The following is a 23,702-nucleotide window of genomic DNA, read 5'->3' on the forward strand; positions in this document are numbered from 1 at the left end:
ATTTTTTAATTAAAATTTGGTACCGTTTTTGTTATCTTTGAACCAATAATATATATAACTACTATGATGAAGTATTTTTTTGCAATCTACATAACTGTTTTCTTATTTACCACAAATACTTTTTCACAAGAAAAAGTCATAACACATAAAGTGGAGAAAGGAGAAACGATCAATCAAATAGCACAAAAGTATCGCGTTACTCCTTTTGATATTTACCAATTAAACCCAGATGCGCAAAGCGGTCTAAGGCCGAACAGTGTTTTACTGATTCCAAATAAATCAGGGGCGCAAACTGTAAGTGTACCGCCTAAAACAAATGCGCAAGGGCAATCTCATGTGGTAATCGCAAAAGAAACATTATATGGAATCGAAAAGAAATATGAGGTTTCTGATGAAGATTTGAAAAAAGCGAATCCGTTTCTTGAAAATGAAGGGTTGCAAATTGGCCAAATCCTTACTATCCCTTCAAAAAACGCCCCAAAAAATGCTGTTGTTAATCAAGATAAATTCATTTATCATGATGTGCTTGCAAAGGAAACGAAATATTCTATTGCTAAAAAATATGGAATTACGATTGAGGAATTAGAAAAACGCAATCCTGAAGTGGTTACTAATTTACCTATTGGATACAGACTGATAATTAAGGGTGCAGCTCCAAAAGCAGAAAAAGTTGTAGAAAGAATAGCTGAGAAAGTAGAGTCAAAAGAGGAAAAAGAGAAACAAGATTTAAAAAAGGCTTTAACAGTAGTTGATTATGTTGCTTATGAAGTAAAACCTAAAGAAACGCTATACAGTTTGTCAAAGATGTTTGAGATGACTCAAGAAGAACTTATTGCGCTTAATCCAGAACTTAACAACGGAGTCGAAATTGGGATGCTTTTGAGAATTCCTTCTAAAACGCCAGTCTCAATTGGTGATAAAAAGGAGTACAAGTCTTTGTCTAAAAAGATCACCTACGATAACCGAAAAAGAATGGTTCTACTTTTACCCTTTAATATTGCTAATATAGAAAGTGATACCATTAACTCTACATATAGCCGTTTGAAAAAAGATAAGTTTTTAAACATGACTTTAGATTTTTATGCTGGAGCTCTAATAGCAATTGATTCGGCTAAAACTTTGGGGCTTCCCATCGATGTTGAAATTTATGATTCTCGTGAAACTAAAAACAGTTCAGATGTTGCTACTCTAATCCAAAGTAAAAACCTTGTAAATGCCAATGCTATAATTGGGCCGTTTTATCAAAGTAATGCGGAAACTGCTGCTCAGTTAGTGGGTATGAATAACGTGCCTGTTGTTTCTCCTTTGTCAAAAGATATTGGAAATCCTTATGCTAACTTGTACCAAACAATACCTACAAATGAAGCGATTAAGGGTGCAATGTTTGATTATATGCGTTCAAAGAATGGTAATATTATAGCTGTAGTTGACAAGAAAAAAGAATCTATTGTACAATACATAAAACAATACCAAAAAGAAGTTCCCTTTGTCGCTTTTAAGGAGAATGGAAGTTTGTCGGCTGAAAGTCTAAAAAGCATGTTGGTGAAAGATAGAATGAATTACGTAGTGATGGAAACGGGAAATACCTGGATGATAAAAACTACTATAGCATCTATGTTGAGTTCTATGTCTGCTTATCAAGTGCAGTTAGTGATTTTAGAGCCTAATGAGACATTAGATACAGATGAAATTAAATTTGCGAATCTTACGAAACTGAAATTAATGTACCCTTCGGTTACTAGTGATTATGTTTCTCCTGAAGTGGCAATTTTTGAAAAAAAATATAGAAAAGTAAATAATATTTTTCCAAGTGATTATGCTACTCGTGGTTTTGATATGACTTTTGATACTATGATTCGATTGGTTCAAAATAAAAGCTTTGAAGACACTGTAAATTCAGCAGCGACAAAACGAGGTGAGAATAAGTTCGAATATTATAAAAAAGAAGACGGCGGGTACACAAACAAAGGCGTTTTTATTTTGTATTATGATACGGATATGACCATTAAAGAAGCAAACTAATGACGTCAAAAGTAACCTACTTAGGAGATTTAAGAACATCGTCGATACATTTACAATCAGGGAGTGAAATTGTTTCAGATGCACCATTGGATAACAACGGAAAAGGAGAGGCTTTTTCGCCTACCGATACGGTTGCAAATGCTTTAGCGAGTTGCATGATGACCGTTATGGGGATAAAAGCCCGTGATATTGATGTTGATTTTACTGGGGCTACAGCTTCAGTTACAAAAATCATGAATGCAGAGCCAAGACGAATTGGAGCAATAGAAATTGTTTTTGATATGAACATCGATGCAGATCAAAAAAGCAAAACAATTCTTGAAAAAACAGCGATGACTTGTCCTGTTTTCTTGAGTTTAAATTCTGAAATAGAAAAACGAATCACTTTTAACTGGAAATAGATTAGAGAAGTTAGAGCAAAGAGCATAGAGTAAAGGAATGATTGCTTTTTGTAAGATGTTATATCATCTGGTCTTTATATTTTTGTTTTCTATTCTCTATTTTCTAACCTCTTACTTAATGGATAAAAATCAACAACAACTTGTAAAATTGGCACATACTAAAATGCCTTTTGGGAAGTACGAAGGAAAGTTCTTAATCGATTTGCCTGAGTACTACGTAGTATGGTATAATAACAAAGGGTTTCCCAAAGGAGAATTAGGCGAGCAATTAAAACTTATATATGAGTTAAAGCTTAATGGACTGGAAGAATTAATAAGAAATATTAAAAAAAGATATCCAAAACCTCACTAATTTAAGAAATTAGTGAGGTTTTTTGCTTAAAAAGGGTTGTATTAAGCAATTGTCAATTTTCCGAATTATCTCATTTTCAAATTAGCATATTCTCAATTTATAATCGTATTTTTGCCAAGTTTTTGACACAACTACAATACAAATAACAACAGCATGAATCAAACGAAATATATTTTTGTTACTGGCGGTGTGACCTCTTCTTTAGGGAAAGGTATAATCGCAGCATCTTTGGCAAAATTGTTACAAGCACGAGGGTATCGGACGACTATCCAAAAATTCGACCCCTATTTAAATGTTGATCCGGGGACTTTAAACCCATACGAACATGGAGAATGTTATGTTACGGATGATGGAGCTGAAACGGATTTAGATTTAGGACATTACGAGCGTTTCTTAAATGTTCCTACTTCTCAAGCTAATAATGTTACTACAGGAAGAATTTATCTTTCGGTTATTGAAAAAGAAAGAAGAGGAGAATTTCTTGGAAAAACAGTACAAGTAGTTCCTCATATCACCAACGAAATTAAAGACAGAATGCAATTGCTTGGTAATTCAGGTGATTTTGATATTGTTATAACTGAAATTGGAGGAACAGTAGGAGATATCGAATCCTTACCTTATATCGAATCTGTTCGTCAACTGGTTTGGGATCTAGGGGAGCATAATGCAATTGTTATTCACTTAACTCTAGTACCTTATTTAGCGGCTGCAGGAGAGTTGAAAACAAAACCTACACAGCATTCAGTAAAAACTCTAATGGAAAGCGGAATTAAAGCTGACATTTTAGTATGTAGAACAGAGCATGAAATTTCAGATGAAATTCGCAATAAATTAGCCTTGTTTTGTAATGTAAAAAGAGAAGCGGTTATTCAGTCTATTGATGCAGCTACAATTTATGAAGTGCCTAATTTAATGTTAGAAGAAGGTCTTGATGTTGTTGCTTTAAAGAAATTAGACTTACCTAAAAAAGCGGCTCCAGATTTGAAAATTTGGAATACTTTTTTACGCAGAATTAAAAATCCAAAACATGTTATAAATATCGGATTGATTGGTAAGTATGTAGAAATGCAGGATTGTTACAAATCAATTTTAGAATCTTTTATTCATGCTGGAGCTTCAAATGAGACTAAAGTAAATATCATTTCAATTCATTCTGAATATATTGATGCTTCAAATATTGAAGATAAATTAAAAGATCTTGACGGTATACTTGTAGCACCAGGTTTTGGAGAAAGAGGGATTGAAGGGAAGATCGAAGCAGTTCGTTATGCACGTGAAAATAAAGTTCCGTTTTTCGGAATTTGTTTGGGAATGCAAATGGCAGTGATCGAATACTCTAGAAATGTTTTAGGATATGCTGATGCTAATTCGACAGAAATGAACGAGGATACTAAACATCCAGTCGTTAATTTAATGGAAGAGCAAAAGAATGTGACTGACAAGGGAGGGACAATGCGTCTTGGAGCTTGGAAATGTGACATCAAAGCAGACTCATTAGCTTATAAAATTTATGGAGAGTCGACAATTTCTGAGCGTCACCGTCATCGCTATGAGTACAATAGTGCTTATGTTGATGTGTTACAAAAGGCAGGATTGAAAGCTTCTGGAGTGAATCCAGATACAGGATTAGTTGAGATCGTGGAATTAGAAGATCATCCATTTTTCATCGGGGTACAATACCATCCAGAATATAAAAGTACCGTGGCAAACCCACATCCTATTTTTGTGAATTTTGTAGCCGCTGCTGTAAAAGCAAAAAAGAAATAATTTCAGTATTTCAGTACGATAATAGAATATAACTTTTGTTTGTCGGGAAATGATAAGCAATGAAACATAAATAATTTTATAATAATGGAACAGAAGAAATTTGACCCGAATTCGATAATTGGTTTTGTATTGATTTTTGGGATATTACTTTGGATAATGTATCAAAATCAACCAGATCCTAAAGTAATTGCAGCTGAAAAAGCGCAAAAGGAGTTGGTGATTAAGGAAGCTAAAGCTAAAGAATTAAACGATAAAGTGGTTGCCGAAGCTACAGTTGCTGTTGCTGCCACCGGCGATTCTACGCAATTAGCAAGTTTGGAGAAAAAGCTTGGAAATTTTGCTTATTCTGCTGCATTACCGTCGGCTAAAGGAGGTGTTACTACTATTGAAAATGAATTAGTTACGCTAAAAATTGCTAATAAAGGGGGGTATATTGTAGAAGCTACTTTAAAAAACTTTGAAAGATTTAAAAAAGGATCTGGAGAATTAGTAAAATTAGTAAAAGATAATAATGCTAGTTTAAACATTCAGTTGTTTACAAGTGATAATCATACGTTAAATACAAAAGACCTCTATTTTGAACCTACATTGACAAAAAATGGTGAAGACCAAATTTTATCGATGCGTTTAAAAGCGGGTGCTAATGAATATCTAGAGTATAAATATGTGCTAAAGGCAGATGATTATATGTTAGACTTCGATATTCAGTCACAAGGATTGAATAAAGTATTGAATACATCTAAGCCATTAAACCTAGAATGGGATTTAAAAACCTATACTAATGAAAAAAGTATTAGTTATGAAAACCGTTATTCGGAGTTGTATTACGAGCACGAAGAAGGAAAGAGTAACTACTTAGGATTAGGAAGTCAAGAAGATGATGTTGTTCAAGATGTTTCTTATGTAGCATACAAACAACACTTTTTTACTTCGATTTTGTTATCAAGTACTCCTTTTGAAAAAGCAGAATTACATTCTACTAATTTAGTGAAAGATGATAAAGTAGATACAACTTTTACAAAACAATTTAAGGCAGTTGTTCCATTAGCATTTAAAAATGGAGAAATTGATCAAAAAATGAATTGGTACTACGGACCAACTGATTACACTTTGTTAAAATCGTATGACAAAAACTTAGAAGATATTGTTGCTTTGGGTTGGGGGATTTTTGGTTGGATTAACCGTCATGCATTCATTCCTATGTATGGTTTCTTAAGTTTGTTTATTCAACACGGTTGGGCTATTATATTGTTTACAGTGTTAGTTAAATTAGCGATGTCACCTATCACATACAAATCATTTTTGTCACAGGCAAAAATGAAAGTATTGAGACCTGAAATTAATGAACTTGGGGAAAAATTCAAAAAAGACCCAATGAAAAAGCAACAGGAAACAATGAAGCTTTATAATAAAGCAGGTGTGAATCCTATGGCTGGTTGTATTCCAGGACTGATGCAAGCGCCTATATTTTATGCTTTGTTTCAATTCTTTCCTTCTGCAATAAGTTTGAGGCAAAAAGGATTCCTTTGGGCAGATGATTTATCCTCTTTTGACTCTATTTATGAGTTGCCATTTCATATTCCAGCATACGGAAGTCATATTAGTTTGTTTCCAATTCTAGCCTCTATAGCTATTTTCTTTTATATGAAAATGACTACTGGAGATCAACAAATGGCTGCTCCTACACAGGAAGGGATGCCTGATATGGCTAAAATGATGAAAATAATGATTTATGTTTCGCCATTAATGATGTTATTCTTCTTTAATAGTTATGCTTCGGGATTGAGTTTGTATTATTTTGTTTCGAATACAATTACAATAGGAATCATGCTTGTGATTAAGAATTATATCATCGATAGTGATAAGATTCATGCTCAAATTCAAGAGAACAAGAAAAAAGAGCCTAAGAAACAAGGTAAGTTCCAACGTAAACTTCAAGAAGTTATGGAACAAGCTGAGGCTCAAAAAGCGAAAGACCAAAAGAAATAGTAATTTCTAGTTCATAAAAAAAGCTCCCAATTTTGGGAGCTTTTTTGTTTTATAGTGTTCCCTAATCTTTCTGGTTTAGGTATTGGTAAGTGTTATTCGAAAGTAAAGCTGAATATTAAAGGAATTTGTGGTAAAGAGTTAAAGCGTGGCATAAAGATTGACTTGTTCTGAACTTATAATTGACAGTGATAAATTGTGGGATAATAAAAGAAAAAGTAAAAACGTTTAAATATAAAAGCAGTAATTTTGTTTTATAATAATAGCCTTAAATCATACAATACAATGAAAGATTATAAATTTTGTCTTCTTCTGTTTTTAATGTTCTCTAGTCACATTATAATTGCTCAGTCAGATTATAATAAGCTTGATGAAAAAGGAAAAAAAAATGGAGCTTGGAAGGGGTTTTATGTTGATTCTAAAAGACCCAGGTATGAGGGGACTTTCGATCATGGAAAAGAAGTAGGAGTGTTCAGTTTTTTCGACGATACCAAAGCAAAATCGATAATTGCTACAAGAGAATTTAATATCAAGGACAATTCAGCTTATACTATATTTTATGATCAGGCAAAGAATAAGGTAAGTGAGGGTGTTGTTGCCAATAAGTTGTTTGAAGGAGAGTGGAAGTACTATCATCAGGCTGCTAAAAGTGTTATGTCTATCGAAAATTACAAGAATGGGAAGCTGGAAGGTTTGCGTTTGGTGTATTACCCTAGTGGTAAAATTGCGGAAGAAATCAATTATAAAAATAATGTGAAAGACGGTGTTTACAAAAGTTTTTCAGAGAATGGAATGGTACTTGAAGAATCGGTTTATAAGAATAATGAATATAATGGATTAGCCATTTTTAGAGATACGCAAGGTAATATAGTTTCAAAAGGTAAATTTTTGAATGGTAAGAAAGCAGGAATTTGGCAATTTTTTGCAAACGGAAAAATAGTCAAAGAAACTGACATGAGTGCTACTGGGAGTGCCTCGAAGTCCAAGGGTAATTAAGTGTATCCTTGAACAGCGGTTGTAATAAAAACATTGTAACTTTGCAGTCTTGTAAAAATTAATAAAGAATATAAAATGAAGCGAGTTGTAGTAGGACTTTCTGGAGGTGTGGATTCAAGTGTTGCCGCATATTTGTTGCAACAACAAGGATATGAAGTGATAGGTCTTTTTATGAAAAATTGGCATGACGATTCTGTTACTATATCAAATGATTGTCCTTGGTTAGAAGACAGTAATGATGCATTATTAGTTGCTGAAAAATTGGGGATTCCTTTTCAAACGGTAGACTTAAGTGAAGAGTATAAAGAGAAAATCGTTGATTACATGTTCAATGAATATGAAAAAGGACGAACTCCAAACCCTGACGTGCTTTGTAACCGCGAAATAAAATTTGACGTTTTTATGAAAATTGCTTTAAGCTTGGGCGCAGATTATGTAGCTACAGGTCATTATTGCAAAAAAAGTGAAATCGAAGTTAATGGTGAAACGATGTATCAATTACTTGCAGGTGCTGATAATAATAAAGACCAGTCTTATTTTCTTTGTCAATTATCACAAGAACAATTGTCAAAATCTTTGTTTCCTATAGGTGAGTTAACAAAACCTGAGGTGCGTGAAATTGCTGCTGAAATGGAATTGGTAACTGCCGAAAAGAAAGATTCTCAAGGCTTGTGTTTCATAGGTAAAGTGCGTTTACCTGAATTCTTGCAACAAAAATTGCAGCCAAAAGAAGGATCAATTATTCAAATTGAAAAAGACGATGCGGTATATACCATCGAAGAGCAAGAAGGATTGTCTACTGAAAAAGTATTGGCATTGGCTTCGAATAAAATAGCATATACTCCAGAGATGGGGAAAATAGTAGGGAAACATCAAGGCGCTCATTATTTCACGATTGGCCAACGAAAAGGACTGAATGTGGGAGGAAATAAAGATCCATTGTTTATTATCGCCACTAATGTAGAGACTAATACAATTTATACGGGTTTGAGTAGTCAACATCCAGGATTGTTTAGAAAAGGCTTATTTATAGAAAAATCAGAAGTACACTGGATTCGTACGGATATGACTTTGGATAATGGCGAAGAAATGGAAGTTATGGCAAGAATACGCTACAGACAACCGTTGCAAGCAGCCACTTTACATCAATTTGAAAACGGAATGTACGTTTCTTTCCGCGAGCCACAATCAGCTATTACAGAAGGACAGTTTGTTGCCTGGTATATAGAGGATGAATTAGTTGGTTCGGGAGTTATTTCTTAGATTAGTACTTTATTTATAAAATAAATTGCAATATACCTTTTCATTCGACTCATTCATTTTAATTTAGGAGTTGATTATTGGATCGTATCGTTTTGTCGAATGTAAAAGTTGACTATGAAAAAGTTTTTTCTATTCTTATTATTATCCATTACTACAGTAGCTTTTTCTCAGGAAGATGCATGGGTTTATTTCAATGCCAAATCCAATTCACAGTCATATTTTGATTCGCCTTTAAAGATGCTGTCTCAACGAGCTTTGGAAAGAAGAACTAATCAGAATATAGCAATTGACCTTAAAGATGTTCCTATCGATGCCACTTATATAAGTCAGGTGAAATCCGTAGCAGGGATTACTGTTATGGCAAAATCAAAATGGATGAATGCGATTCATGTTCGAGGGACTCAAGCCTTGATAAATTCTTTAAAAGGATTCGCTTTTGTCGATAAAGTGGATTTCGCTAATAAAACCTTGAATCAAGCAGGTAAAACGGCGAAGGTATTTAAGCAAAAAGAACAAGGTAGGACAAGAAAGACTAAAATAGACTATTCTTACGGTTCGTCAGATAATCAAATTAGGATGCTTAACGGCGACCTATTGCATAAACAAAATTATACTGGTACAGGAAAGATTATCGCTATAATGGATGCAGGTTTCTTAGGTGTAAATACAACTCAGCCTTTTCAGAGATTGAGAGATAACAATCAAATTTTGGGAGGTTATAATTTTGTACTAAGAGACTCAGATGTATACAATTCAGACTCTCACGGGACATCAGTTCTTTCAACAATGGGAGGTTATACCGAGACTAAATTGGTAGGAACTGCTCCAGATGCTTCTTACTATTTGTTTATTACGGAAGATGTTAGAAGCGAGAGCCCCGTTGAGGAATCACTTTGGGTTGAGGCAGCTGAAAAAGCAGATAGTTTAGGAGTAGATATTATTAATACGTCTTTGGGTTATTTCGAGTTCGATAATTCCGCTTACAATCATACGTATAATGACATGAATGGAATTACAGCTTTTATATCTAGAGGTGCTGAAATTGCTTTTAGTAGAGGAATGATTGTTGTTGCATCTGCAGGAAATGAAGGTGGTAATTCTAACCCTCATATTGGAGCGCCGGCCGATGCGGTATCTGTACTTGCAATTGGCGCTGTTAATTCATCAGAAACAAGAGCTTCTTTCAGTTCAATTGGGCCATCTTATGACGGAAGAGTAAAACCGGATGTAATGGCGCAAGGTGTATCCGCAGTTTTATCAAATCAATATGGTGATATTGTAACGGCTAATGGAACTTCTTTTTCGGGCCCTATCATGGCTGGCATGGTTGCTTCTTTTTGGCAGGCATTCCCCACGAAAACAAATAAAGAAATCAGAGCGTTAATTATTCAATCTGCCGATAGGTATACTGCGCCGACAGCTCAATATGGTTACGGTATCCCGGATTTTAGTGCGGCTTTAAAATCAACGCTTTCTTTAAAGAATCTTAACAAAAATTATTTTGTGGCTTATCCAAATCCAACTTCTGATTATATTTCCGTTCAATTTCCGGAAAGTTTTAATAAAGGAACAGTTGGTTTTTATACCATATTAGGACAGAAAGTTTTAGAACGTCAAGTAACCAGTCCAGTAGATACTTTTTCATTACAAGCATTAAGCAACGGAATTTATATTTATAAAATTGAATCAGAGGCTTTTTCAAAAAGCGGAAAAATAATAAAACAGTAATCCCCAACCTACTAAATGAATAGAATTACAAAACTTTTTAATATCAAATATCCAATTATCCAAGCAGGAATGATATGGGTAAGTGGGCATAAACTCGCCAGTGCAGTAAGTAATGCAGGTGGATTAGGATTGATAGGTGCGGGATCGATGTATCCGGAAGTATTGCGTGAGCACATTCAGAAATGTAAAAAAGAAACCTCGAAACCTTTTGGAGTGAATGTTCCTATGTTGTATCCCAACATTGAAGAAATTATGAAAATTATTGTCGAAGAAGGTGTGAAGATTGTTTTTACATCGGCAGGAAATCCAAAAACATGGACTCCGTATTTAAAAGAAAACGGTATCACAGTAGTGCATGTGGTGAGTAGTACTGTATTTGCATTAAAAGCGCAAAATGCGGGTGTTGATGCTATAGTTGCTGAGGGTTTTGAGGCTGGTGGTCATAACGGAAGAGATGAAACTACTACTTTTACACTCATTCCGATGGTAAAAGAGCAAATAGAAATTCCTGTTATTGCAGCAGGAGGAATTGCAAACGGACGAGGTATGCTTGCCGCAATGGTATTGGGTGCAGATGCTGTTCAGGTGGGGAGTAGGTTTGCGGCATCGATGGAATCATCGGCACATGAAAATTTTAAGAATACGATTATTGAGACTAAAGAAGGAGATACCCAACTTACATTAAAAGAGCTGGCTCCTGTTCGACTAATAAAAAATAAATTTTTTCAGGATGTTCAAAATTTATATGAGAAATGTCCAACAAAGGATGAATTAGTAACATTATTAGGTAGAGCAAGGGCTAAACGAGGGATGTTTGAAGGAGATTTAATTGAAGGAGAGTTGGAGATTGGCCAAATTGCAGGTTTGATACATGAAGTAAAATCGGCAGAGGGAATCATTTTAGAAATGATGGCAGATTATAATACGGCAAGGAAAGAAGTAGTAGATCTTGATTTTTAATTATTGAAATAATGACCAAAATTAAATTATATATAGTGTTGTTATTCTTAGGAATAGGATTGCAGCAGACTTACAGTCAGAATTACAAATTCAAAACTTCTGGCGTGAGTGTTTTGGAAAAAAACGAAAGAGGGAAATGGGGAAAATGGTCTGACTTACAATTGGTAAATGTTGTAGTTTCTTTGGATACCAATAAAAGTAGAATTGTTATTTACTCCGAAGTTATTCAGTTGTTTGAAATCGTAGAGTATCAGCCAACGGAGGAAAATGACACAGATGTTGTCTACTCCTTTAGTTGTAAGGATAATAATGGAGATGATTGTACTCTTTCTATAATAACCAGGAAACACCAGGATAATAGAAAGCAATTGTATATTAATTACGGAAACAGGATTATTGTTTATAATATTTTTAATTTATAGTGTTAAAGAGATTATAATTGTGGCTGTAGACTATTATGGGTATTTTAAATAAAGTACAACTGCAGCAGCAAAATTTATTAGATAAGCGACTGAGAATAGAGGAAACTCTATTCTCAGTCGCTTTTTCCGTTCGTAGTTTTTTTACATTACTATTGACTTAGCGTTTTCTTCAGAATGTTGGCAGTACTATTAGTGAAATAGTATTTTCGGAATTCGAAAAATAAAAATATAAGCTCTATTTTAAAACGAACTTTATGGATTTTTAAATATTGAACGGTATCTATTAAGATTCCTAAACTGAATTCAAGTTTAGTATGTAAATCTTCAAAAAGAAACCACTTCAATTTTATTGTACTTATAGAAGCATAGAAAGTCATGGAAGAATTGGTCAAGATAATTCCCTTCATGGTTGTTTTATTTTAAGAGTCGAGTTGAGATTCTTAAATTCAAGCACGCTTCAGTTTTGCTTCGATTTTAGCGTAAAAGAATGAAATTTTCAAGTCTGCCGTTTTAGAATTATTGCTAAATACGATTGTTTTTACCACGATTTAAAAACACGTGATTTTATTTTTACCTGTATTTTAGCAGGGTTATTTGTTTTTTTGGTAGTTTTTTCTTGGTTTTAATTGTAAAAAAGTGTGGTTTTTGCTTAGCTACTATTTAAAAAGTAGGGGTGTGTTGTAGAAAACGGATTATGAATATAATATTTTTATAATAGCAAAAATATGTATTTCTTGTTTTTTGGAAGTGATTTTTTGTAATCGATAATTCTTTCGAAATCAAATCAAAAAGTCATTATATATTTATTTAAGTAGAATAAAAGTTAATAAATTCGTCCCAAGAGAAAGCGAAAAACAAGCAGTAAACGAGTAGTAAATAACCAGAATAATAAATAACCAAAACAAATTGATGATGAAAAAAGTAATTTTAATTTTAGCTTTAGCGCTGACAGGGAACATAGTATTAGCTCAGGATACTCCACTAGAAATTTCAGGTTCTGGAGATGTGTACTATAAATATGATTTCGCTAAGAAAGAAAACATAGGAACTAGTTTTGCAACTGATCAAAATTCAGTTTCTTTAGGGATGCTTGATATTACTTTGAAAAAAACAACAGGTAAAGCATCGTTTGTAGGTGAGGTTTCTTTTGGTCCAAGAGGTCAATATCAGTCAATATTAAATGGAGATGGAGTTGATGAAAATTCATTCCACATTCAAAATTTATATGCAACTTATGCTGCTACAGAAAAATTGAGCTTTACAGCTGGTTTCATGGGTACATTTATAGGGTATGAAGTAATTTCTCCAGTAGCTAACTTTCACTACTCTACGTCATACTTATTTACTAATGGACCATTCCAAAATGCAGGAATTAAAGCAAATTATGCGATTTCTGATAAAGTAGGTTTGATGGTAGGTGCTTTTAATGACACTTGGAACATGTATAAAGCAGATCCAATTAAAGGTTTAAATGCATTTGGAGCTCAGTTATCTTTTGCCCCAACTGAAGGAGTAAATGCTTATCTTAACTTTATGGATGGTTCTGTTAGTGGAACTATTGTTGACTTAACTGCTTCTTTCCAACTTACGGATAAATTCAAACTAGGTTTAAATGCTGCTGATTTCTCTAATGATGGTAAAGTGGGTTATACAGGTGTAGCTTTGTATCCTGCAGTAGATGTAACGGAGAAATTTAGTTTAGGTTTACGTGGTGAGTATTTTAAATATAAAGAAGGTTCTGGTGATGATTCAGTAACTGCATTAACATTTTCAGCTAATTTAAAAGCGGGTGGCTTAACTTTTATTCCTGAGTTTAGATTAGATAGTGGTTCTGAAGAAATTTTTGAAAAGTCTAGCGGAGCTGCTACGAAGTCTGCATCACAATTTGCTGTAGCAATGGTATACGGATTCTAGATTTATAATTTTTTTTTTTTTGACTGCCAATATACTTTAATGTGTATGTTGGCAGTTTTTTATTGAGCCAACTTAAATAGAGTAGGTATAGTTGAGATTTTGGTATAAAAAAAAACAGTGCTTTGAGTTGTCAAAGAACTGTTTTAAGATGTGTTTAGAATATCGTTTTACTGTTTCTTATAGATTGAGTAAATTGTATTGATAGTATTTTGATTTAAAATTGAATCTACTTCCGTTTGGATAAAATGAAGCTTAAATGCTTTAATTGCCGCGGAAAGATTTTTTGTGTCATATCCTATGATTCGGAGTCCTTGTTCCGGATTGAAATCAAGCGGGGCTGTTTCTAAGATGTCATTTTTCCATACGCCAAATCCATTTTCTGCCAATATGTTCCAGGGGAATAGAGCGCTAGGATCATTTTTACGAGTAGGAGCAATGTCTGAATGGCCTATGATATTTTGAGTTGGAATATTATACTCTTTTTTTAATTTACTCAAAAGAGCCATCAAGGTGGTAATTTGTGCTTCAGAAAAAGCCTCTGTTCCATTATTGTCAAGTTCAATCCCTATAGAGGATGAGTTGATGTCTGTGTCTTTACCCCAAGAACCTCTTCCTGCATGCCATGCACGCAAATAGTCATTCAACATTTGCACTACGCTACCATCATCTGCAATCACATAATGTGCGCTTACTTGAGTTCTGGTTACAGTAAACGTTTTTATCGTTTGTTGAATAGAGTCTTGTGCCGTGTGATGAATGATAATATAATTAGGTTTTCGTAAATTGAAATTTACGGTCCCAATCCATTCAGTGCGTATTCCGTTGTCTAAAGCAGTTGATCCCATTTTGGATATAGTATCCTTAAAAGTATACAATTGTTTTGTATAGACATTGTCTATGCTAATTGTCGTTTTTGAAACGACTGGTAACGGCTCAGGCTCTTTATTCGAAATCGTTTCCTTAAAGGTTTTGAGTTTAGTGTCATATTCTTTTTCGCTCGCCTTGTAAGGATTAGTAGAACATGAAGCAAGAGCGACAACAACAATTAGGGAGTAAAAATATTTTTGCATACTATAAAAGGGTAAAAGTACTTTTGGGGTTGGAAGAATAATTATCTATTTCTTCTTGATTTTTTTTTGGTATTACTTTCTTCGTTTAATGCTTTGTATTTTACCTTTTGATCCTCATTTAAAAAATCATTGATTTTTCTGTCTGTGGTTTCAGAAAGTGCTTGAATTTCTTTTATTTTTTGTTCTTGAGCTGTCTCCGCTTTTAATAAAATACCCTGTGATCTGATACTTTCTATCAAAACGTTGGAAATTGCAATTTCTTGCAGAACATCAAGATTAAGTTCAGGTTTTAATTTTTCCATTATCTTCCCAACAGTTACCTCGACAGGGATTTCTTTGGGTTTGTCTTGGCTTGGGCCCTGTGGCATTTGGTTCATTCGGTTATTTCTACCGTATCCACCTCCACCGCCTCCGTTACTATAACCGTTGTTTCCATATTGTGCAGAAGCAGTATCTATGGACAATAACATAAGTGCCAAAACGAATAAGATTTGAATTGTTTTCATGGTTGTTTTTTAAAAAATGGTTGTCAAATAATGTTAGTTGATGATTGGGAAAAAAAAACTAAGCAGGTTCTCCGTACAAATCAAATTCAGTGGCTTCAATGATTTTTATCATTGCAAAGTCTCCTGTTTTTAAATAATGTTTTGATGCGTCGATAAGTACTTCGTTATCTACATCTGGGCTATCAAATTCAGTTCTTCCTACAAAATGACTGCCTTCTTTTCTATCGATAATACATTTGAATGTTTTGCCTAGTTTTAATTGGTTTAAGTCCCATGAAATTTGAGATTGTAATTCCATTATTTCGTTGGCACGGTCTTGTTTTACGTCAGCAGGAACATCATCTTCTAATAAGTAAGCATGCGTGTTCTCTTCATGAGAATAGGCAAAACAACCCATTCTGTCAAATTTCATTTCCTGAACCCAGTCTTTTAATATATTGAAATCTTCCTGTGTTTCTCCTGGATATCCTACTATTAAAGTCGTACGAATAGCCATTTCTGGAACTGCTGCACGGAAATCTTTTAATAGTTTCGTTGTTTTCTCTTGAGTTGTTCCGCGACGCATTGATTTCAAGATGGAATCTGAAATATGTTGCAACGGAATATCAATATAATTACAAATCTTAGGCTCGCGTTTCATGATTTCCAAAACATCCATAGGGAAGCCAGTAGGGAAGGCATAGTGTAAACGGATCCATTCGATTCCTTCAACTTTTACTAATGCTTCTAGCAATTCTCCAAGATTACGTTTTTTGTAAATATCAAGACCATAGTAAGTTAAATCTTGTGCAATTAAGATTAACTCTTTTACACCATCTCTTGCTAATCCTTCGGCTTCTTTGACTAGTTTCTCAATAGTTTGCGATACGTGTTTTCCTCGCATAATTGGGATAGCACAAAAACTACATGGTCTGTCGCAACCTTCGGCAATTTTTAGATAAGCATAATTTTTTGGAGTAGTTGTTAACCGTTCTCCCAATAGCTCATGTTTATAATCAGCGCCTAAAGCTTTCAATAATGCAGGCAATTCAGTTGTCCCAAAATATTGGTCTACATTAGGTATTTCTTTTTCTAAATCCGGTCTGTAACGTTCTGATAAACATCCAGTAACAAAAACCTTGTCAACTAACCCTTTTTCTTTTTTATCTGCATATTCTAAAATCATGTTTACTGATTCTGCCTTTGCATTGTCAATAAATCCACAGGTATTAATAACAATAATGTTTCCTTCTTCGGCAGCAGGAGCTTCATGCGCAACATCCTTTCCGTTTGCACGTAGTTGACCCATCAGCACTTCGCTGTCGTATATGTTTTTAGAACACCCTAGAGTGATCACGTTGATTTTATTCTTTTTTAATGACTTGGTTCTCATATATTTGTAAATTGGAGTGCAAAATTACGGTTTTTTATTCAAACAGAACTTTGTTTGACTTTCTTTTAGCGTTTATTTATGGAGCTATTCCTGCTATATGCTATATCCACTCTGATTGCTTCGTCCCTCGCAATGTCAGTGTGGGATGCCGCTTCTATCAGGGCTAAAAAAAAACCGCCTTCCTAAAATAAGAATAAGACGGTTTTAAGTGCTTTTTTGAGCGTGAATTACAGTTCGAATAATAATGTTAATGCTACATTATTTGTAATGGTATTGATAGTCGCTCCATCCGTTAATCCTTGAAAGAAAAAACCTTGTTGCGTATCTCTTTTTGCGTAAGCGTAAGATAAATCAACTTTAGTAGAACCAAAGTTGTAACCTAAACCTCCAGAATATCCGGTTAAGTCGCCTACAGTTGTTTTATTTTTATAAGGACTTTGCTCAAATCGGTATCCTGCTCTTAAACTCAATTTTTCAATTTTATACTCGGCACCTATTCTTAGTTCTCCAGTATTATCAAGCGTATTGCTCATGTAGTTGTTCAAGCCATTATAATAGGAGTCGCTCTCAGGTTTGAATTTAGTTTTACTGTAGTCTTTTATAGCATAATCAATACTTATTAAGCCTGTTGTTCCAAAAACATAGGCAAAACTCCCTGTAAGCTTACTGGGTGTCTGTAACTTGTATGGTGCATAAGTATTAGTGATTCTTGGATCTGCTATATCATTGATGTCATCTCCAGTTGAGCTACTGCTTACAGAAACCAGTTTTTGAGATAGTTCATCACTCAAGTGATACCATGTCGAAGATTCATATGCTAAACCTAAACGCATTTCATTTGTAACTTTGGCAATCGCACCTAGTTGAAAAGAAAATCCTGTCCCGTAAGTGTATAAGTCATTGTCAAAACGCAATTTAGAAATGGTATAATCTGAAGTCAAGGGAGCGTTATTGTCTTCGTAGAAACTACTGTATTTTCTAAAATCAGTAAAATGAGAGTTCAAGTTTACACCTATATATAGTTTGTCCTTATAGGAGGTTGCAGCATTAAAGGTAAGTTTTCCATTGTATCCTTGACTACTGATGGTATTTTCTTGGTAGTAGTTTCCGCTTCCGGGTACATTTGAATTGTAGGCAGTATTGTTTGAATCATTATTTACTGGATCAATAATATAAGCATTGTAGGCTAAAAAGGCTTGTTGTGCACCATTATTTAAACTACCGTAGCTTGAATTTTCAAGAGTATTTAACGGAACGCCATTGGCAAAGCTCAAAAAATAGCTGTCAACAGAATTGTTTGGATTTGTACCTGCTGAGAAAAGCGAATTATTAAAATTATTGGTATTTTCATAATTCACGCCCACTGAGAACTTTTTCCAGTTGCTGGTTGGATTTTGATTTTTGAAAACAAAGACGCCTCCTGCTTGATTTAAATCAAAGGAATTGCTGTTGTCAGTAGTTGTTGTTCCAAAATAGTTGGAGTTATTTTTAATGTCATTATTACTTAAGGTGACAGTGACTTGGTTATTGATGAAAACTGCCGATCCAGCGGGGTTAACATTTAAAGAAGATAGGTCGCCACCAAGAGCGCCAAATGCACCTCCCATAGCTCTAAATCGAGCTGTTCCGATTAGGTTATCTTGAGAGTAACGCAAAGCGTCAGTAATCTCTTGTGATTGTGCTGCACTAAATGTAAAACCTGCGATTAATACAAATAAATATTTTTTCATTTTTTTTGGAAATAAATTTTTTAATATAAAATTCTAAGGATTGTTATGTCTTAACGCCCACCTCGTCTTGAGCTTCCTCCAGATGATCTACCACTACTAGAACTTGACGAACTAGATCTGCTAGGAGAGTAGCTTTCGTTTCTTGAGCTATTTGATGAAGGAGTATATGTTCTGGTTGGAGCTGTACTTTCGCTTCTAGAACTATTTGTGTTTGTTCTGCTTCTGCTAGGAGTACTATAATTGTTGTTTTGATTTGTATTACGTCTATTGAAGTTACCGTTTGTTCTGTCAGTATTTGAGTTTCTTCTAAAATCTATATTATTAGAACTTCTATTAGTATTGCTCCTGTCCTGTGAATAAGTTCTTGAAGTTGTATTATAACTTCTATTTGTATTTACAGAATTTGAATAGGACGAACCTCTTCTGCTTGGATTATTAGAGTAGTTACGGTTGTTATAATAATTTCCAGAATAGTTCCCGTAACCATAATTAGAGTATCCGTAATTGTAAAAGGGAGAATTCCAGCCATAGTAATTAGAATATCCCCATCCATAATAAGGGTAATTCCATCCAAAATTTGAAAAACCATAATTTGGATAATTCCAGCCAAAATTCGAATAACCGTAATATGGATAATCCCACCCATAATTAGGGTACCCCCATCCGAAAGAGGAATAGCCATACCCCAAACCAAATGAAAACCCAGAATTATAAGAGTTTAAATTTATAGAAGTTTGCGTTGCGTTATTTCCCCAGCCTGCGTAAGAATCATCATTCGATTGATTATTATCATTATAACTATTGTTGTAATTATCTATGTCAGTGAAAATTTCATCAGACTGATTGTCGTCTTGAAGTGAAGAGAAATAATCTTGATAGTAGTTGTTTGGATTCGCATTCGATTCTCGTTCTACATTTCGAACCTCATTATTCCCATAAATCCCGTCTCTTTCGTAGTATGAGCTATTTTGATAAGAGCCACACGAAACCATCAAGAGAACAATGAAAATTGAGATGGAAAGTAGTAGTGATTTGGATGGATAAATATTAGTTTTCATATCTGTATGGTTTTTTATTGTTGCACATTGCAAAAATAGTTAGTTTTGCGGAACTATTTAGTTAAATAAAATAATGCAAAATTTGTGCCAAACTATTCAATATGAGTAAGAACCTTACTACAAGATCAGAAGATTATTCAAAATGGTATAACGAACTGGTTGTCAAAGCTGATTTAGCTGAAAATTCAGGAGTTAGAGGCTGTATGGTGATCAAACCATACGGGTATGCCATTTGGGAAAAAATGCAAGCAGAGTTGGATCGAATGTTTAAAGAAACGGGTCATCAAAACGCCTATTTTCCTTTATTTGTTCCTAAAAGCATGTTTGAGGCAGAAGAGAAGAATGCAGAAGGATTTGCAAAAGAGTGTGCAATCGTAACGCATTACAGATTAAAGAACGATCCTGACAAACCAGGTAAGCTAATGGTAGATCCTAACGCTAAATTAGAAGAAGAGCTTATTGTTCGACCTACAAGTGAAGCAATTATTTGGTCTACTTACAAAGGATGGGTGCAATCGTATAGAGATTTACCTTTGTTAATCAATCAATGGGCTAATGTCGTTCGTTGGGAAATGAGAACTCGATTGTTCTTGAGAACTGCTGAGTTTTTGTGGCAAGAAGGGCATACGGCACATGCTACAAGAAGTGAGGCGATTGAAGAATCGGAGAAAATGATGAACGTATATGCTGAGTTTGCTGAAAATTTCATGGCTATACCTGTTATAAAAGGATTAAAAACAGAAACAGAGCGTTTTGCTGGAGCAGAAGAGACCTATTGTATTGAAGCATTAATGCAAGACGGAAAAGCATTACAAGCAGGTACTTCGCATTTCTTAGGCCAAAATTTTGCAAAAGCCTTTGATGTTAAGTTTGCAAATGCCGAAGGGAAACAAGAATATGTATGGGGGACTTCATGGGGGGTTTCAACACGATTGATGGGAGCATTAGTAATGACTCACTCTGATGATAAAGGATTGGTTTTGCCTCCTAATTTAGCGCCTATACAAGTTGTGATTGTGCCAATACATAAAAGCGATGAGCAGTTAGCCGAAATTACTACTGAAGTCAATGTTTTAGTCTCAGAGTTGAAGAAACTTCATGTTTCGGTGAAATACGATGATAGAACTACTCAGAAACCTGGATTTAAATTTGCAGAATGGGAACTGAAAGGAGTGCCAATCCGAATTGCTGTCGGACCGAAAGATTTAGAAAATGGAACTTTTGAAGTGGCGCGAAGAGATACTTTGACAAAAGAAGTGAAGCCTAAAAACGGAATTGCGACTTATATTAGCGATTTGTTAGAAGAAATTCAGGCAGATTTATTTAATAAAGCATTAAATTATAGAGATACGCATATAACGGAAGTGAACAGTTTTGAGGAGTTTAAAGCGGTTTTAAATGACAAAGGTGGTTTTGTATCAGCACATTGGGATGGGACAGCAGCCACTGAAGAGAAAATCAAGGATCTCACGAAAGCTACTATAAGATGTATTCCTTTGGATGGTGTAGAAGAGGCGGGAAGCTGTATTCTCACTGGCAATTCTTCTGTTAGGAGGGTGCTGTTTGCAAAGGCGTATTAAAAAAAATGAAATTTTTTTGCCTCTGCTATTGTGCGTCTAAAAAATAGTTGTATTTTTGCATCCGCAATACAGAAGCACGGTCCGTTCATCTATCGGTTAGGATCTCTGGTTTTCATCCAGGAAAGGGGGGTTCGATTCCCCCACGGACTACAATTTTTGTTTTGCTAAAAGTATTCCTGAACTTTAAAAGGAAATGGTCCGTTCATCTATCGGTTAGGATCTCTGGTTTTCATCCAGGAAAGGGGGGTTCGATTCCCCCACGGACTACAATTTCAATTTAGATTGAAAAAAAACTTAGGAGGATAATGGTCCGTTCGTCTAGGGGTTAGGACGCCAAGATTTCGTCTTGGTAACAGGGGTTCGATTCCCTTACGGACTACAAAAAAATAGAATAGTAAAAGAAAAAAAATAATAAAATGGCAAATCATAAGTCAGCTCTAAAGAGAATCAGAAGTAACGAAAAGAGAAGAGTATTAAACAGATACCAACATAAAACTACTCGTAATGCAATCAAAGCATTAAGAATAGCAACTGATAAGGTGGATGCTACATCTAAGTTGTCAAATGTAATCTCTATGATTGATAAATTAGCTAAAAAGAATATCATTCATGATAACAAAGCGTCTAATTTAAAATCTAAATTAACGAAGCACGTAGCTAAATTGTAATTATTACATTTTATATATCATAAAAAAAGCTCCTCCTTGAGGGGCTTTTTTTATGCGTTTTTTTATAGTTAAGATTAAGAAATTGGGGATCAGGTGCAAAAGTTGGGGCTAAGTAGGTGGTTAGTTAATTTAAATAGGAGGAATGTACTTTTCTAACTGCTTCATGTTTATTTGTGAATGCTTTTATTTTTGCATTTAAGAATTGATTGAGCTCAGAAGCTTTGGAGTGGTAGAAATTAAGAATACTATTAGTTATTTTAAAAAGGAGTAAACTAATGTTTCTAACTCTTCTAAATTGAGGTCTAAAAGTTTTTATTGTCTCGTTTAGAGATTTTACAGAGGTCATGTTGTTTTTATTGTCAAAGGAATGTACGCTAGTCTGTGATTCGTCCTGGTTAATTCTTCATGGATTGTTGTAGGGTAGTTTAATTAGTGGTTAGATCGCTTCAGAAATATTACGGAATAATTTAGCTAAGTGCTAAAAAGTACTATGTTGATTATGTGGCGCTATGTTTTAATTGGGGGTATATTTCATTATTAATCGGAATTACAATTTGCATTTGTTTTTTTAGCGTTGCTAATTCTATTAATATAGTATCGCTAGAGTTTGATGGGTCAAAGCAACTCGTCAGGACTACTATTCTATTTGGGCGTTCCCTATTATAAAAAAAGAGGCTATACCTATATATAAAGGAGTAGCCTCTTTTTTTATAATGGGTCGGGCTATCCGTTACAAGTCCTCGTCTCGTCTCGTCCAAAAAGACGAGACGAGACTGTGGGCTTTCCACTACTATCCCTAACGCAAACAAAAGTAGGTTAGAAGTATCTGGTTTTAATTTAGTAATGAAAAACACGACTAAAGAATGAAGGATTAGTGGTTATTGAATACAAAGACACCTATACGGTCCTTTATATCGGTTCAAAAGCACAGTTATTATTCCTAATATATTACTGCAAAGCAACTGCAAAATCACTGCATTTACATAGAAACTCCACAAACCACTTCTGCAAAGTCTCCCTCTCCTTCGGAGAGGGCGGGGGTGAGGATTTTTTTTTCGTCTTCAGTACGCGTATTTCCAGCGAGTTAAACCCAAGGTTGAGGAAAGCACAAAAAATAGTCAATTAAAAGTATTGAATAACGGTATAAAGGGTCTACTTTTGCACCCGCAAGAGCGAATAAGTTCATTAAAAGATTGTCAAGTGATTAAGAGGTTTAGGATTAGAATTTATTTCTAAAAATAAATCAAAAAAAGCTTGTGAGATTTGATTTTGCTTATTACTTTTGCACCCCGCAAAACATGCAAAGTTCGTTGAAAGACTGGTAAGAAAATATAAAGAAATGAGGATATAAATCTTCAAAAAAAACTTTAAATTTTTCTTGCGAGAAAGAAAAGAAGTTGTACTTTTGCACCCGCTTCGAGAAACACGAAAAGTGATTAACGAGGTTGAAAAAAGATAAGAACACGTTCCTAGACATATTGAATTGACAGCCGTTTTAACAGAGATGTTAGAACAAAAGAATAAAGAGTAATAGAATCGAGAGATTTGAAAAAACCACTAGACCTTCAGTCAAACATAAATAGAATCAAAGCAATTTGATTCGCATAATATACGATGAAGAGTTTGATCCTGGCTCAGGATGAACGCTAGCGGCAGGCTTAACACATGCAAGTCGAGGGGTAGAAGAAGCTTGCTTCTTTGAGACCGGCGCACGGGTGCGTAACGCGTATGCAATCTACCTTTCACAGAGGGATAGCCCAGAGAAATTTGGATTAATACCTCATAGTAATACGACTTGGCATCAAGATGTATTTAAAGATTTATCGGTGAAAGATGAGCATGCGTCCCATTAGCTAGTTGGTATGGTAACGGCATACCAAGGCTACGATGGGTAGGGGTCCTGAGAG

At 34.6% G+C, this 23,702-nt stretch carries 19 protein-coding genes, 3 tRNA genes and 1 rRNA gene; 17 read left to right on the plus strand and 6 right to left on the minus strand.

Annotation, left to right across the window (positions count from 1 at the left end):
* The first annotated feature begins 63 nt into the window (after positions 1-63).
* The 10 genes from BLV35_RS03430 to BLV35_RS03475 all read left to right on the plus strand — a co-directional run bounded on the left by BLV35_RS03430 (position 64) and on the right by BLV35_RS03475 (position 11,897).
* On the plus strand, positions 64-2,022 hold the full coding sequence (locus tag BLV35_RS03430) for a LysM peptidoglycan-binding domain-containing protein (RefSeq protein WP_317040153.1): 1,959 nt from the start codon (positions 64-66) through the stop codon (positions 2,020-2,022).
* On the plus strand, positions 2,022-2,423 hold the full coding sequence (locus BLV35_RS03435) for an OsmC family protein (RefSeq protein ID WP_091084735.1): 402 nt from the start codon (positions 2,022-2,024) through the stop codon (positions 2,421-2,423). Before BLV35_RS03430 ends, BLV35_RS03435 begins: the two co-directional genes overlap by 1 nt.
* 118 nt (positions 2,424-2,541) lie before the next feature.
* On the plus strand, positions 2,542-2,775 hold the full coding sequence (locus BLV35_RS03440; RefSeq protein ID WP_091084738.1) for a DUF3820 family protein: 234 nt from the start codon (positions 2,542-2,544) through the stop codon (positions 2,773-2,775).
* A gap of 153 nt (positions 2,776-2,928) precedes the next feature.
* Positions 2,929-4,542, plus strand: coding sequence for a CTP synthase (locus BLV35_RS03445; protein ID WP_091084741.1), 1,614 nt, complete (start codon positions 2,929-2,931; stop codon positions 4,540-4,542).
* Positions 4,543-4,626: 84 nt separating this feature from the next.
* A complete protein-coding gene (yidC, locus tag BLV35_RS03450; protein ID WP_091084744.1) occupies positions 4,627-6,531 on the plus strand; it encodes a membrane protein insertase YidC in 1,905 nt (634 codons plus the stop codon).
* A 282-nt stretch (positions 6,532-6,813) separates the two neighbouring features.
* Positions 6,814-7,524 carry a toxin-antitoxin system YwqK family antitoxin gene (locus tag BLV35_RS03455; RefSeq protein WP_091084746.1) on the plus strand — a complete coding sequence of 237 codons (711 nt, stop codon included), beginning with the start codon at positions 6,814-6,816 and terminating at the stop codon, positions 7,522-7,524.
* Between the two features lie 75 nt (positions 7,525-7,599).
* The gene (mnmA, locus tag BLV35_RS03460) at positions 7,600-8,787 is read left to right on the plus strand and encodes a tRNA 2-thiouridine(34) synthase MnmA (RefSeq protein WP_091084748.1); all 1,188 of its coding nucleotides are present in this window, start codon (positions 7,600-7,602) and stop codon (positions 8,785-8,787) included.
* A gap of 114 nt (positions 8,788-8,901) precedes the next feature.
* A complete protein-coding gene (locus tag BLV35_RS03465) occupies positions 8,902-10,515 on the plus strand; it encodes a S8 family peptidase (protein ID WP_091084750.1) in 1,614 nt (537 codons plus the stop codon).
* Positions 10,516-10,530: 15 nt separating this feature from the next.
* Entirely contained in the window at positions 10,531-11,475 is a 945-nt protein-coding gene (locus tag BLV35_RS03470; protein ID WP_091084751.1) for an NAD(P)H-dependent flavin oxidoreductase, read from the plus strand.
* An 11-nt stretch (positions 11,476-11,486) separates the two neighbouring features.
* Positions 11,487-11,897 (plus strand): hypothetical protein, encoded by a 411-nt coding sequence (locus BLV35_RS03475; RefSeq protein ID WP_091084753.1) that lies wholly within the window; start codon positions 11,487-11,489, stop codon positions 11,895-11,897.
* Positions 11,898-12,046: 149 nt separating this feature from the next.
* Here BLV35_RS03475 and BLV35_RS03480 read toward each other — a convergent pair whose 3' ends face one another.
* The gene (locus tag BLV35_RS03480) at positions 12,047-12,304 is read right to left on the minus strand and encodes a hypothetical protein (RefSeq protein ID WP_091084754.1); all 258 of its coding nucleotides are present in this window, start codon (positions 12,302-12,304) and stop codon (positions 12,047-12,049) included.
* Positions 12,305-12,809: 505 nt separating this feature from the next.
* On the opposite strand from BLV35_RS03480, the gene BLV35_RS03485 reads away from it, so the two are divergent.
* The gene (locus BLV35_RS03485) at positions 12,810-13,811 is read left to right on the plus strand and encodes an outer membrane beta-barrel protein (RefSeq protein ID WP_091084756.1); all 1,002 of its coding nucleotides are present in this window, start codon (positions 12,810-12,812) and stop codon (positions 13,809-13,811) included.
* A gap of 167 nt (positions 13,812-13,978) precedes the next feature.
* On the opposite strand, the gene BLV35_RS03490 is transcribed toward BLV35_RS03485, so the two are convergent.
* The 5 genes from BLV35_RS03490 to BLV35_RS03510 form a co-directional block, all read right to left on the minus strand.
* Complete coding sequence (locus BLV35_RS03490) at positions 13,979-14,881, minus strand: N-acetylmuramoyl-L-alanine amidase (RefSeq protein ID WP_091084757.1); 903 nt, start codon at positions 14,879-14,881, stop codon at positions 13,979-13,981.
* Between the two features lie 41 nt (positions 14,882-14,922).
* Positions 14,923-15,387, minus strand: coding sequence for a hypothetical protein (locus BLV35_RS03495; RefSeq protein WP_091084759.1), 465 nt, complete (start codon positions 15,385-15,387; stop codon positions 14,923-14,925).
* A gap of 58 nt (positions 15,388-15,445) precedes the next feature.
* Positions 15,446-16,759 carry a 30S ribosomal protein S12 methylthiotransferase RimO gene (rimO, locus tag BLV35_RS03500; RefSeq protein ID WP_091084760.1) on the minus strand — a complete coding sequence of 438 codons (1,314 nt, stop codon included), beginning with the start codon at positions 16,757-16,759 and terminating at the stop codon, positions 15,446-15,448.
* Positions 16,760-16,986: 227 nt separating this feature from the next.
* Positions 16,987-18,489 carry an OmpP1/FadL family transporter gene (locus BLV35_RS03505; RefSeq protein ID WP_091084762.1) on the minus strand — a complete coding sequence of 501 codons (1,503 nt, stop codon included), beginning with the start codon at positions 18,487-18,489 and terminating at the stop codon, positions 16,987-16,989.
* 50 nt (positions 18,490-18,539) lie between these two features.
* On the minus strand, positions 18,540-19,547 hold the full coding sequence (locus BLV35_RS03510; protein ID WP_091084763.1) for a hypothetical protein: 1,008 nt from the start codon (positions 19,545-19,547) through the stop codon (positions 18,540-18,542).
* A gap of 101 nt (positions 19,548-19,648) precedes the next feature.
* On the opposite strand from BLV35_RS03510, the gene proS reads away from it, so the two are divergent.
* From proS to BLV35_RS03540, 6 genes are all read left to right on the plus strand, one after another.
* Positions 19,649-21,127, plus strand: a complete 1,479-nt coding sequence (proS, locus tag BLV35_RS03515) for a proline--tRNA ligase (protein WP_091084765.1) — start codon at positions 19,649-19,651, stop codon at positions 21,125-21,127.
* A gap of 78 nt (positions 21,128-21,205) precedes the next feature.
* Positions 21,206-21,277, plus strand: a tRNA-Glu gene (locus BLV35_RS03520).
* 45 nt (positions 21,278-21,322) lie between these two features.
* Positions 21,323-21,394 (plus strand) — tRNA-Glu (locus BLV35_RS03525).
* 40 nt (positions 21,395-21,434) lie between these two features.
* Positions 21,435-21,506, plus strand: a tRNA-Glu gene (locus BLV35_RS03530).
* Between the two features lie 37 nt (positions 21,507-21,543).
* Entirely contained in the window at positions 21,544-21,795 is a 252-nt protein-coding gene (gene rpsT, locus BLV35_RS03535) for a 30S ribosomal protein S20 (RefSeq protein WP_073207384.1), read from the plus strand.
* A gap of 1,611 nt (positions 21,796-23,406) precedes the next feature.
* A 16S ribosomal RNA gene (locus BLV35_RS03540) occupies positions 23,407-23,702 on the plus strand; the annotation flags it as partial.

It is taken from the genome of Flavobacterium gillisiae (genome assembly GCF_900107635.1).
GTDB lineage: Bacteria > Bacteroidota > Bacteroidia > Flavobacteriales > Flavobacteriaceae > Flavobacterium > Flavobacterium gillisiae.